Origin of the sequence: Cellulomonas carbonis, assembly GCF_014636275.1 — a bacterium.
GTDB classification, from domain to species: domain Bacteria; phylum Actinomycetota; class Actinomycetes; order Actinomycetales; family Cellulomonadaceae; genus Actinotalea; species Actinotalea carbonis.
Genome location: NZ_BMEB01000002.1, coordinates 488,538 through 500,839, shown reverse-complemented (window position 1 = coordinate 500,839; position 12,302 = coordinate 488,538). Strand labels below are relative to the sequence as shown.

The window sequence follows — 12,302 nt, the reverse complement described above, 5'->3', positions numbered from 1 at the left end:
CGATCAGTAGGTGGCCGGCTCGCCGACGCGGCGAGCGGCCAGGTGGTGGAGGGGCTCGACCAGCTCGCGCACGGAGCGCACGAGGAGCGAGTGGGCGATGCCGCGCTGGAGACGGCCCGCGACGACGTCGGCCGCGCGCGAGTCCTCGGCGACGCGGCCGAGCACGTCCGCCTCGACGCCGCTGTGCGCGAGGAGCTGCGCGAGGTCCTTGGTCGAGCGGTGGTCCGGGGCGGTGGTGACGACGACGACGCCGAGCGCCGGGCCGCGTCCGTGCGCGTCCCGCACGCCCGCCATCCAGCGCAGGCGCTCGCGGAGGTGCCCGTAGGCCTCGAGGCGCGGCCGGACCGCGAAGAGCACGACGTCGGCCGCGGCCAGGACCGGCACGACGGCGCTGCCGGGGGCCACGCGCCCGCAGTCGACGACGACGTCCCGCCCGGGCTGGCGCGCGAGCGCCGTCGCGACCGCGGGCATCACGGGACCGATGCCCGTCACCTGCTCGGGGCCGGCCACGCCGCACAGCACGTCCAGGCCGCCCTCGACCTGCTGGAGGTGGTCGTCGAGGTCCGCGACCGGCACCCCGCGCCGCGCCTCGGCGGCGAGGGACAGCAGGCCCGTGTCGGGGTCGAGCACGCCGCCGTCAGGCGTGCGGCCGAGCAACGCCAGGTCACCGCCGGCCAGGTCGCAGTCGGCGAGGACGACCGGTCGGGGCCACACGGCCGCGAGCACCCGGGCCGTCGTCGTGACGCCCGGCGCCCCCTTGGCCCCCGCGAGCGCGATCAGCACGTCAGCCGTCCCCCAGGAGCGTGCCGCGCTCGACGAGCACGGCCGCCAGGTTGCCGGACGCGGCGAGGGTCGCGACGGCGGCGCCGTCGCGGTCGTCCACGATCAGCGTCGCGACGAGACCGCGGGACGAGCCGACCGCGTCGCCGTCCCCCTGCGAGCGCGCCGAGCTGACGAGAGCGTCGGGCACGAGCGTCGACCCGTCGGCGACGTCGACGAGCTGGACGACGTCACCGGGCTGCAAGCCACTCGCGGGCGCGCGTCCCGCCTCGAGCACGGCGCCGACGGCGACCAGGCCGGGCTGGAGCGTCGCCGTCTGCGTGACCATCGCCGTGTCGAGGAGCTGACCCGCGGAGATCCCGGTGCGCGCGTAGGTGCCGAGCACCTCGTCCGCACGGTCGACGGGGACGAGGAGCGTGCCGTCGGCGGCGACGGGGACGGACGTGAGGTCGTCACGCGTGATCTCGGCGCCCGCCGCGATGTCGCGCGCCGCGACGAGCACGGGCGTCCGCGAGTCGGCGCGCAGCGCGAGGAGACCCGCGACGGCCGCGCCGCCGACGATCAGGAGGACCGCGAGGGCCGCGAGCATCGGACGGCGCTCACGCGGCGGCGGCGGGAGCCGGTCGCCCCGCTGGGCCGCCGTCGACCGCAGCCCGCGCTCGTCCCGAGCGCGCCGACGGTCGTCGCGCGAGTCGCGCACCGGCGCAGACCTGAGTTCTGTCATCGACCTCGAACACCCTCATCCGGACGTGCTGGACGACCCCCCTGGCGCAGTGAGGCCAGCGCCGATCATAGGGAACACGGCACGACGGACCGGCCATGACCACCCCAACCGGACAACTCGGGCACGGGCGCGAGCACCGAGGTTCCCCCGAAAGAGGGAGCCCGGCCCGGTCGTGGACGCCGCCCAGCACATGACAGGCCGGGGGGCGTGTGCCACGGTGAGATCGACGGTCGGAGTCGAGCGAACGGCTCAGCGCCCCACCCGAGGAACGACATGACCGACGTCGACCTTGTCCCCGCGCCCGTGCTCCGCGCCGGAGCCGCGGCGGAGCCGCCCCTCCTCGGCCTGCCCACCCTGATGCGGTGGACCGGGACGTCGGCGGCACGTCTCACGTCCCGCCTGGGGCCGACCGCCACGGTGTCGGTCGTCGTCCGGCTCTCGAGGCGCCGCGTCCTCCACGTGGACCCGCCGACCGGCCCGGCAGCGGACTCGCGGCTCCTCGTCGGCGAGGGACCCTTCCGGGAGTCGCTCGACCGGATCGGCGCCCTGCGCATCCCGGACCTCCGGCACGAGACCCGGTGGCCCGCGTGGCGCGACCTCGCTGCTCAGGAGGGTTCGCGTGCGGCGCTCGCGATGCCGGCGCGCGGTTCCGGCAACGTCGCCGTGGTCATCGCAGCGCGCTGCCGTCGACCTCGTCCGTGGACGTCGATGGAGCTGGTGATGGTGGACTCCGTCGCCCAGGAGGTCGCGCGCGCCGTCCAGACGTGCGCGTCGCTGCTCGCCGCGGCGCCGGCCGCGGCACGCGCCGACGGGAGCGCGGCCGAGGCCCTCGAGCAGGCTCTGGCGCGACGTGCGGGTGAGGCGGGAGCAGGCGGGCTCGAGGCGGTCCGCGACCTGGCCCGGACGCACGGCTGACCACCCGCCGGGGTCGACCCGCGCGTCACGCCACCCGTCACGACGCCGCGAACCACCAGCCGTCGTGCCTGCCGGGCGTGAGCACCGCGACGCCCTCGAGGTCGGCGGCGCGCGCGAGGGCGACGTCGTAGGTCGCGAGCCCGCCGACGCCCGCCTCCGCCAGCACGACCCCGAGGTGCAGCGCCCGGAACGCGTCCAGGCCCAGGACCGCCGCGTGCTCGACCGCCTGGTCGGAGAAGCGGACGACGCGCGTCCGGGTCGCGATCTCGTGCGCGCGGCCGCGCGCGACCGCGTCCATCCCGCGCGCCACGTGCCGGAGCTGGGCGAGTCCCAGCGGCGACGTCACGAGGTCGTCGGCGTGCTGGGCGGACCAGCGCAGCCACGACACCGACTCGGGGTCCGTCGCGAGGGCGCGCGCGAGCGCGGACCCGTCGGCGTACGTCGTCATCGCTCCCTTCCCCTCCGGCTCTCCCGGGCCGGGCGGACGCCCGCACCGCCCGCAGGGGCCGGCTCGGGCCCGCTCGGGCCCGCTCGGACCCCGACCGCGCACCGTCCCGCGTGATGATCCGCGAGGCGCCGACCCGCGTCCAGCGGCCGGACGGGTGGACGACGACGGCGGCGCAGCCCGAGGGCTGCGCCGCCGTGGCGTCGACCGGCAGAGGTCAGGCGGCACCCGCACGCAGTCGCTGCATCGCGAGCTGCACGAGGGAGATGAGGGTCTGCTTGGTCGCGGCGCGCGAGCGCGCGTCCGTGTACATGAGCGGCACGTGCGGCGGGACCGAGAGGGCCTCGCGCACGTCCTCGAGCTGGTGGCGCGCGACCCCGTCGAAGCAGTTGACCGCGACGACGAACGGGATGCCCCGGCTCTCGAAGTAGTCGACCGCGGGGAAGCACTGGTCCAGCCGCTCGGTGTCGACCAGCACGACGGCGCCGATCGCACCGCGCACCAGGTCGTCCCACATGAAGAGGAAGCGGTCCTGGCCGGGGGTGCCGAAGAGGTAGAGCCACAGGGACCCCGGCAGCGCGATGCGACCGAAGTCCATCGCGACCGTCGTGGTCGTCTTGCGGTCGGTGACGCCACCGGCGTCGTCGACGCCGACCGAGTGCTCGGTCATGGCGGCCTCGGTGTTGAGCGGCTCGATGTCGGAGATCGAGCCGATGAACGTCGTCTTGCCGACGGCGAAGCCGCCCGCGACGACGATCTTGACGACTGTGGGCGCGACACCCCCGCCGACCGTGCGGTCGGACACGGCGGTGTCAGAGGGCTGAAATGCCATTGAGAACACTCTCCAGCACGCTCAGGGACAGGGCGGGGGACTGACCGGTGTGCACGCTGACCGGGGTCGAGGTGTGGACACGGATGTACTGCGCGTCGGCGAGGTCGGTCACGAGGACGCGGACCACGCCGAGCGGGAGCCGGAGGAGCGCCGACAGCTCGGCGACGGACACGAACGTGTGCGCCGCGTGCTGCAGGATCGCGCGCTTCTCGGGCGGCAGGCCGTGGGAGCTGACCGCCCCGGGGAGGACCTCGACGAGGGCCTCGAGGGGCAGGTCGGAGTTGGCTGCACGGACACGACCGCCGGTGACGGCGTAGGGCCGCACCGTCCGTGCCTCGTACTCGCTCCCGTCGTCGGTCGGGTCGTCGGCGTACCGACCCGCCTCGGGGCTCTCCAGGGACGTCATGGTCAGATCGCCGGGGACCGGACCGCGCCGTCGACGGGGAGGGCGCCGCGCATCTCGGTCACGAGCTGCGGGGTCAGCGTCGTCTCGGTGCGGGAGACGAGCATCGCCATCTCGTAGCCGATCAGGCCGACGTCGCAGCTCGAGTCCGCGACGACCGCGAGGACCGAGCCGTTCGAGACGCTCATGAGGAAGACGAACAGGTCGTCCATCTCCACGATCGCCTGGCGGACGTCGCCCGCACGCAGCTGGCGCGCGGCGCCACGCGTGAGGCTCGACATGCCCGCGACGATCGCCGCGAGCTGGTCGCCGCTGGTGCGGTCGAGGTTCTCCGACATGGCCATGAGCAGGCCGTCGGCCGACACGACGAGCGTGTGGCGGGTGCCGGGGACCGTCCGGACGAAGTTGTCCAGGAGCCAGCCGAAGTTGGCTGCTTCCGTGCTGAGCGCTGTCACTTCTCCTCCTCGAGGTTGCCGGCCTGGCGGCGGCGGGGGGTGCGTGCGGTCACCGTGAGGTGGCCCGCTGGGTCAGGTCGGAGTCCGGGGCGGTCACACATCGTGACCACCCGTAAGACCGTCCTCGGTGCCGGTGTGGGAAGCCCCCACGCCGGTGGTCTGGGGTCCGTCGGGTGCGCCGGCCTGGCGGCCGCGCGTGGTGCCCGACTGGAAGCTCGACAGGAGCGAGCGGACCTGGTTGGCGTCGCGCTCGGGCCGCTGGCCCGCGGGACGCGTCTCGATCTCGGGCGCTGCCGGCACCGCGGCCGGCGTGCGCCGGACGAGCGACGACGCCGCACCGGACACCTGCTGCGGCCGGTAGCTCGAGAGCTGGCTCAGCTCCGCGAGCGCCTGCTGGGCGATGTCCGCGCGCTGCGCGAGCATGTTCGTGACCTCGTCGTCGAACGGTCCGTTCGCCGGCTCGGGCGTGAACGTCTGCGGCATGAACGTGCCGGTCGGCGCCGGGCGCGAGGTGAGCGGGGCCGACGGCTCGGGCGTGCTCGGCGCGGGCGTGGGCTGCCACGGCTCGCTCGGCACGTCCCATCCACCTTCGGGCGTCCACGCACCGGCCGCGGCCGGCGCGGGGGCCGGGGCCTGACCGGCGGGCGGGGCGGGCTGCGGCGGCGCGGGCCGCGGGGCCGGCACCTCCCAGCTCGGCGCCGCCTGCGGACGCGACGACGGGAAGAACGCGGCGGCACGCGGCACGTCGGCCGACGGCTCGGCGACGGGCACGGGCGGGACCGCGTGGGCGCCCGGGTCCGAACCCCAGGCCGACTCGCGCACGGGCGCGGCCGGAGGTGCGGGAGGCGCCGGAGGCGCCGCGTGCGCGGCCGGAGGCTCGAAGGTCGGCAGCGGGGCCGGCGCGACGTCCGCGGCGACCGGGGCCGGCGCGTCGAGCGGGGCCGGCGGGAACGCCGGGGCCGACGGGAACGGTGCGGGCGCCGTCTGGATCGCGGCGGGCGTGGCCGCCACGGTCGCGACGGGCGCCGCCGCCTGGGCGGAACGCTTGCGCCCGAACGGCCACCACGAGCGCTTGGCCGGTGCTGCGGCGACGGCCGGGGCCGCCCCGGTGGTCGCCGCGGCGAGCGCCTCGACGGCGGGCGCGACGGGGGCGTCCCACGTCCGCTCCCACGTCGGGGTCGCGGCGGCCGGGACGGGCTCCAGGGCCTGCTCGAGGGCCGGCGCGGACGTCGGCTCGGCGTCCGGCGCGAAGGCGGGCTCGTGGACGGGCAGCGGCGCCGGGGCGGGCTCCGACGTGAGCTCCGACGGCACGGCCCACGCCGGCTGCTGCTCGGCCTGCTCGACCGGCTCCTCGACGGACCCGGCCTGCGCGGGTGCCCACAGCGGGGCGTCCGCGGCGGGCGCGGCCCACTGCGGCGCGTCGACGACGGGCAGTCCGTCGGGCTCGGACCACGGGCTCGCCTCGGCGGCGGGCTGCGCCCACGGCTCGGCGTCCTCGACCGGCCACACCGGCTCGGGTGCCGGCGCGGGCTCCTCGGGCTCGAGCTCGAGCTGCGGGACCGCGACCGGCGCGACCTCGTCGGCGGGCGTCGGGGACGCCCACGGCTGCGGCGTCGCGGGGTCGCTCCCCCAGCCGGCCTGCTCGGGCTCGCCCCACGCGTCGGCCTGCTGGGCGACGGGTGCCGGCGGCCAGACGGGCGAGTCGGTCGCCGGGCGGAGGGCGTGCCGACCCGTGATCCGGGCGGGCTCCTCGGGTGAGCGGTGCGGGGCGGGGGCCTGGGCGTCGGCCACCGGCTCGACGACCGACTCGGCGACCGGCTCGGCGGCGGGGGCCGCGAACGACTCGGTGACGGGTTCGGCGCCGACCGGCTGCGCCGACCACGCCGCGAGGGCGTGCTGCCCGGCGTCCACCTCGGGCTGCTCGGCCGACCACTCGACGGCGGCCTCTGCGGCGCCCTGGGTGGCGCCCTGGGTGGCGCCCTGCGTCGCGACCTCGTGCTGCGCCGGGGCGTCGTCGTCCTCCACGAGCTGCGGCACGACGAACGCGGGGACCTCGGGGGCCGGCGGCTCCTGGGCGGACGTCTCGTCCCGGCCCGAGCGGCCGAAGAACGCCGCGGCACCGGCCGCGGCGGCCGCGAGGCGGTCCGCGCCGTCGCCCGAGGCGCGCACGGGCGTGTCGCTCTCGACCTGGTGGATGGCGGCGGCGGCCAGCTCGGCGCGGCGCGAGCGGAAGCCGCTGAACATCGCGGCACGCGACTCGGGCGCCGCGACGGGGCCCGACGCGGTCGCCGCGGGAGCGACCGGTACCTGGGGCGCGGACGACGTCCGGACCGGGAGACCGGAGGCGGCGCCGCGGACGGGCAGGTCGGACGACGCACCGCGGACCGGGAGGTCGGAGCCGCCGCGCGTCGGCAGCGGGCCCGTCGCGGTGGTCGGCTCCTGGCCGGACGGCTGCCAGCCCGCGGCCGCGGCGGGCGTGCGGGTGGGCAGCCCGGTCGACGGCTGCGCGGGCGTGCGGGTCGGCAGGCCGGACGCGGACGTCTGCTCCTGCGGCTCCTCGCGGCGGCGCACCGCGAGCGGCGCGGCGTTCTGGACGACGGGCGGCGCCCACGTCTCCTCGACGGGCACGCCGGCGGCACCGGCGAGCGCCTCGGGTGCGGGGGCGAGCGGGATCGACGGCGCCGCGGCGGCGTCGTCCTGCTCGCGGTAGCTCGCGCTGGGAGCCGGGGCCTCGGCGTCGGCGCCGCGCGAGCGGCGTCGCGGCAGGCCGAGACCGGTCTGGCCGTCCGTGAGCGCGGCGAGGTCGACCTCCTCGGCCGGGTTCTCGACCGAGCCGAGGCTCCCGGGCGCGACGTCCTGCACGCCGTCGGGCAGCGGGGCGAACGCGGTGTCGTGGACGACGGCCGCGGCCTCCTCCGGGAGCGCGAAGCTCTCGGGCTGGTGCACGGCCGCCTGGAGGGGCGCCGTCTGCGGCAGCGAGGCCGTGTCGACGAACAGGACGACGGGGATGCGGATCGTCGCGAGCGTGCCCGTGCCGTCCGGCCCCAGGCCGAGCTCGACGCGGGCGCCGAGGCGGCCGGCGATGCGGCCGACCACGAAGAGGCCGAGGCGCTGCGCACCGACGACGTCGCTCGCGGAGGTCGTACGGATCTTGTCGTTCGCCTCGGCGAGCTCGGCGGCGGTCATGCCGAGGCCCTGGTCGAGCACGGTGATGATCGCGTGCGTGTCGTCGAGGCCCGTCGAGACGTGCACCGGCGTGCCGGGGTCCGAGAACACGGTGGCGTTCTCGAGCAGCTCGGCGAGGAGGTGCGCGGTGGGCAGCGCGACGTGGCCGAGCATGAGCGGGTCGACCGGGAGGTCGAGCTGGACGCGCTCGTAGTGCTCGATCTCGGACGAGGCGGTCCGGATCACGTCGGAGAGCGGGATGGGCTCGCGCAGGCGGCGGCCCGTGTCGATGCCCGCGAGGACGAGGAGCGACTCGGCGTTGCGGCGCATCCGGGTCGCGAGGTGGTCGAGGCGGAACAGGTCGGCGAGCGTCGCCGGGTCCTCCTCGGAGCGCTCGAGGGCGTCGATGAAGGACAGCTGGCGGTTGAGGAGGACCTGGTCGCGGCGCGCGACGTTGACGAACATCTCCGCGATCGAGGCACGCAGCGCGGCCTGCTCCTGGGCGACCTCGATGGTCGTCTCGTTCACCTGGTTGAACGTCTCGGCGAGGCGACCGATCTCGTCCTGGGAGTCGACGGGGATGCGGGCGAGCGTGAGGTCGGGTCCCTGTCCGGGGACGGCGACCTGCTCGACGAGCTTCGGGAGCTGGTCGCGCACCGACGCCGCCGCCGCCGTGAGGCGACGGACGGGCTCGACGATCCGGCGCGCGATGGCGAGCGCGACGACGACGGAGACCGTCACCGCGAGCAGGGTCAGGGTGATCGTGAGCGCCGCGGTCCGCAGGGCCGCGTCGGCCGTGGCCTTGGCTCGCACGACGGCAGCGGCGCGCAGCTCGTTCAGGACCGGGTCGTAGGTGGTGATGTGCTCGTTGGCGAGCTCGACCCACTTCTCGGGGGTCGTGAACGTCGCGAAGTTGCTGGCACCGGACTGCGCCATGAGGCGGATGTCGCCGTAGGTGCCACCGCCGAGCGGGATCTGGGGCACGACGACGCGCTCGCCGAGCTCGAGCTGCGCGACGCCGAGCGTCGCGGCCTCCTGCTGGACGTTGGTCGACGGGAAGAGGTTGCCGAGCAGGTTGACCTCGGCGACACCGCGCTCGCCCTCGAGGATCTCGCGGCCGAGCACCTGCTCCTGCCGGAAGTCCTCGACGAGCAGCATGACGTCGGTCTGGGCGGCGATGATCGTCGCGAGGCGCCGGTCGTCGAGCGACTCGGCCACGACGGCCGGGAAGCCGGTCACGCGCTCGGCGACCTGGACGTACCCGACGTAGGCGTTGCGCATGCTCAGTCGGTCGGCGTCGACGGCGCGGCGCAGGTCGTCGAGCGCGGACATCTGGTCCTGCAGGCCGGTGACGGCGCGGTTGACGACCGGGTCGAGCTGGTCGAGGTCGATCCCGTTCGCGGCGCGGTTGGCGGCACCGATCGCGGCGTCGGTGGACGCACGCACGGTGCTCAGCTCGCTTCGCAGGTCGAGCCGCTCCGCACCCTCCGCCGTGACGAACGACAGCGTCGCCGACCGCTCCGCCTGGAGCGCACGCGTGAGGTCACGCGCCTTGTCGAGGGCACCGAGCAGCTCGGTCACGGTCCGCGCCACCCGCACGTCCTCGATGGACTGCATCGAGATGGTGCCGGCGAGCGCGAAGAGCACGAGGACGGGCACGGAGAGCGCCGCGAGGACCTTCCCGCGGATGCCCAACCTGCGAAGCATGGTGTCTCCTTCACTGCGCGTTGGTGCGCCACCGCGCGTGGTGCTGGACGACGGCAGCCCACAGGGTGCAGCGCTGCCGTCCGAGACACATCGGCGCGGAACCGGCCGAGCATGAGGGTGTTGGGCCAACTACCTGTGGCCGAGCACACCCTAGCGGCGCGTTTTCACCCGCCTGCAACACTTCTGACCATGTTTCTGGTCGAGATCAGCGCCCCCGGCGGACCCGAGCAGCTCGTGCTCCGGGAGGCCCCGGACCTGCGGCCCGGACCGGGCGAGGTCCTGCTCCGGGTCGCGGCCGCGGGGGTCAACAACGCGGACCTGCTCCAGCGCCAGGGGCTGTACCCACCGCCCGACGGCGCGCCCGCCTGGCCGGGCCTCGAGGTGTCCGGCCGGGTCGTGGCGCTCGGGGCGGGCGTCGACGACGACGTGGCGAGGGCCGGCGCGGGAGGCGGGGCCGGACCCTCCACGGACGACGACGGCGCGCGGTGGCGACCCCGCGTCGGCGACGAGGTCGTGGCGCTGCTCGACGGGGGAGGCTACGCGGACCAGGTCGTCGTCCGTGCCGAGCAGGTCCTCCCCGTGCCCGCCGGCGTGGACCTCGTCGACGCGGCGGCGCTGCCCGAGGCCGCGTGCACGGTCTGGTCGACGCTCACCGCGGCGCGCCTCTCGCCGGGCGAGTGGCTGCTCGTGCACGGCGGCTCGGGCGGCGTGGGCTCCTTCGCGGTGCAGTACGGCGCGGCGGTCGGCGCGTCGGTCGTGACCACCGCCGGCGGCCCGGCACGGACCGAGCGGTGCCGCACGCTCGGGGCCGACGTCGTCGTCGACCACCGCAGCGAGGACTTCGTCGAGGCGGTGCGCGCCGCGACCGACGGACGCGGTGCCGACGTCGTCCTCGACGTCGTCGGCGCGGCCTACCTCGACCGCAACCTGCGGAGCCTCGCGACGGGCGGCAGGCTCGCCGTGATCGGCATGCAGCGCGGCCGGCGGGGCGAGCTCGACCTCGGGCTGCTCCTCACGCGCCGCGCGACGGTGCTCGGCACGACGCTGCGCTCACGTCCGCCCGCGGAGAAGGCGGCGATCGTGGCCGGCGTCGCGCGCGACGTGTGGCCGCTCGTCGCCTCGGGCGCGATCCGGCCGGTCGTCCACGAGCGCGTCCCGCTCGCGGACGCGGCGCGCGCGCACGAGGCGCTCGCGTCGGGCGACGTGTTCGGCAAGGTCCTGCTCGTGCCGTGACGCCCCGCGGGACGCGGTCGCGGGTCCTGCGGCAGGCGCACGCGCGTCGGGGCCGCACGCCTCGCTGTGCCGCACGTCGGAGGCTGTGACCATGATGGGTGGATGAGCGAGAGCCTCCCCCGTCCTGCCGACGACGACCGCGACGCGCCCACCGTGGCCGACGCGCCCGACGCTCGCCGGGGCGACCACGCGGACCCGGCCGACGACGTCACCGAGGAGGGGTCGACCCCGGGGCGCGGCCGCGGGTCGGTGCCCGACTCGCTGTTCAGCGGGTCGCCCGCGAAGGTCATGCGCATCGGCACGATGGTCAAGCAGCTGCTCGAGGAGGTCCGCAGCGCACCCCTGGACGAGGCCGCGCGCGGTCGCCTCGCCGAGGTGCACGACCGCTCTCTCCGGGAGCTCGAGGAGGGTCTGTCCGACGACCTCGTCGCCGAGCTGCGCCGCATCACGCTCCCCTTCTCCGACGACGGGAACCCGAGCGACGCCGAGCTGCGCGTCGCGCAGGCGCAGCTCGTCGGGTGGCTCGAGGGCCTCTTCCACGGCCTCCAGACGGCACTCGTCGCGCAGCAGATGTCGACGCAGGCCCAGCTCGCGCAGATGCGTCGCGCGCTGCCCCCGGGCTCGCTCCCGCCGGGCGCCGCGGTCGCACCCGGCGGCGCCGAGCCCGGCGCGGGTCCCGTGCGCGAGGAGCGGCACCCCGGCCAGTACCTCTGACGACCACCCCGGCCGGCGGCTCCCACTGCTCCGCGCACCGGGGCCGGTCGACGGCCTCAGGCGGTCGCCGGCGGCTCGGCGGGGACGGCGGGGCGTCGGCGCAGCGACGTCAGCGCGATGGCCGCCGAGACCAGCACGAGCCCGACGAGCTCGAGCGGGTGCGGCCACTGCCGCAGCACGACCGCGCCGACCACCGCGGCCGTCGCCGGGAGCAGCGCGAGGAGGATCGCGAAGACCGCGGCGCCGACGCGCCTGAGCACGACCTGCTCGAGCGCGTAGGGGATGACCGACGACAGGACCGCGACGCCCACGACGGCCGCGAGCAGCGTCCACGACCCGAGCACGGGCGCGGCCGGTCCGACGAGGAGGGGTGCGGTGACGAGCCCGCCCGCGGCCATCGCGACGGCCAGCGTCGTCACGCCGTCGCCGCGGACCGCGACGCGTCGCCCGAGGACGATGTAGCCGGCCCAGAACGCGGCCGCGGCGAGGATCGCGACGAGCCCGACGGCGACACCGGGACCGCCCGCGCCGAGGGTGACCCCCGCGAGGAGCACGACCCCCGCGGCGGCGAGCGCGATGCCCCACCGCTCGCGCGCGCCCGACCCGGTCACCGCGGCGACGACGACCGGGCCCACGAACTCGATCGCGACCGCGGTCCCGAGCGGGAGGTGGTCGATCGCGACGTAGAACGTCACGTTCATCGCCGCGAGGCACGTGCCGAACGCGACCGCCGCACCGAGGTCGCGGCGCGTCCACGTGCGACGCCAGGGCCGCCGCCACGCCAGCAGGACGAGCGCGGCGACGACGACGCGCAGCCACGCCACCGCCGGGGCGGGGATCCGGTCGAAGAGCCCCACGGCGAGGGCCGCGCCGACGTACTGCGTCAGGCCCGACACCACGAAGATCGCCGGGGCCGGCACCCGACCGAG

11 protein-coding genes are annotated in these 12,302 nt (G+C 76.4%); 3 read left to right on the top strand and 8 right to left on the bottom strand.

The features are described 5' to 3' along the window. Positions 1 to 3: 3 nt before the first annotated feature. On the bottom strand, positions 4 to 783 hold the full coding sequence (locus tag IEV86_RS07485; protein WP_052426509.1) for a CpaE/TadZ family protein: 780 nt from the start codon (positions 781 to 783) through the stop codon (positions 4 to 6). Position 784: 1 nt separating this feature from the next. After that, positions 785 to 1,480, bottom strand: a complete 696-nt coding sequence (locus IEV86_RS07480) for an SAF domain-containing protein (protein WP_052426510.1) — start codon at positions 1,478 to 1,480, stop codon at positions 785 to 787. A 297-nt stretch (positions 1,481 to 1,777) separates the two neighbouring features. Between IEV86_RS07480 and IEV86_RS07475 the strand changes: the two genes are divergently transcribed. Then, entirely contained in the window at positions 1,778 to 2,419 is a 642-nt protein-coding gene (locus IEV86_RS07475; RefSeq protein ID WP_043609432.1) for a GAF domain-containing protein, read from the top strand. 37 nt (positions 2,420 to 2,456) lie between these two features. Here the strand turns inward: IEV86_RS07475 and IEV86_RS07470 are convergent, their stop codons facing one another. The 5 genes from IEV86_RS07470 to IEV86_RS07450 all read right to left on the bottom strand — a co-directional run bounded on the left by IEV86_RS07470 (position 2,457) and on the right by IEV86_RS07450 (position 9,426). Next, positions 2,457 to 2,867: a PIN domain-containing protein gene (locus IEV86_RS07470; RefSeq protein WP_043609434.1), complete on the bottom strand. Its 411-nt coding sequence runs from the start codon at positions 2,865 to 2,867 to the stop codon at positions 2,457 to 2,459. 214 nt (positions 2,868 to 3,081) lie between these two features. Continuing rightward, positions 3,082 to 3,696: a GTP-binding protein gene (locus tag IEV86_RS07465; RefSeq protein ID WP_043609436.1), complete on the bottom strand. Its 615-nt coding sequence runs from the start codon at positions 3,694 to 3,696 to the stop codon at positions 3,082 to 3,084. Further along, positions 3,677 to 4,102, bottom strand: a complete 426-nt coding sequence (locus IEV86_RS07460) for a DUF742 domain-containing protein (RefSeq protein ID WP_081978911.1) — start codon at positions 4,100 to 4,102, stop codon at positions 3,677 to 3,679. Before IEV86_RS07460 ends, IEV86_RS07465 begins: the two co-directional genes overlap by 20 nt. A 2-nt stretch (positions 4,103 to 4,104) precedes the next feature. Continuing rightward, complete coding sequence (locus tag IEV86_RS07455; protein ID WP_043609438.1) at positions 4,105 to 4,554, bottom strand: roadblock/LC7 domain-containing protein; 450 nt, start codon at positions 4,552 to 4,554, stop codon at positions 4,105 to 4,107. A gap of 93 nt (positions 4,555 to 4,647) precedes the next feature. Beyond that, entirely contained in the window at positions 4,648 to 9,426 is a 4,779-nt protein-coding gene (locus IEV86_RS07450) for a nitrate- and nitrite sensing domain-containing protein (protein WP_188484608.1), read from the bottom strand. 189 nt (positions 9,427 to 9,615) lie between these two features. On the opposite strand from IEV86_RS07450, the gene IEV86_RS07445 reads away from it, so the two are divergent. Together IEV86_RS07445 and IEV86_RS07440 are read left to right on the top strand one after the other, a co-directional pair. Then, on the top strand, positions 9,616 to 10,659 hold the full coding sequence (locus IEV86_RS07445) for an NAD(P)H-quinone oxidoreductase (protein ID WP_043606492.1): 1,044 nt from the start codon (positions 9,616 to 9,618) through the stop codon (positions 10,657 to 10,659). Positions 10,660 to 10,761: 102 nt separating this feature from the next. Continuing rightward, on the top strand, positions 10,762 to 11,373 hold the full coding sequence (locus IEV86_RS07440) for a bacterial proteasome activator family protein (protein ID WP_043606493.1): 612 nt from the start codon (positions 10,762 to 10,764) through the stop codon (positions 11,371 to 11,373). Between the two features lie 56 nt (positions 11,374 to 11,429). Here the strand turns inward: IEV86_RS07440 and IEV86_RS07435 are convergent, their stop codons facing one another. After that, positions 11,430 to 12,293, bottom strand: coding sequence for an EamA family transporter (locus tag IEV86_RS07435; RefSeq protein WP_043606495.1), 864 nt, complete (start codon positions 12,291 to 12,293; stop codon positions 11,430 to 11,432). Positions 12,294 to 12,302: the final 9 nt, after the last annotated feature.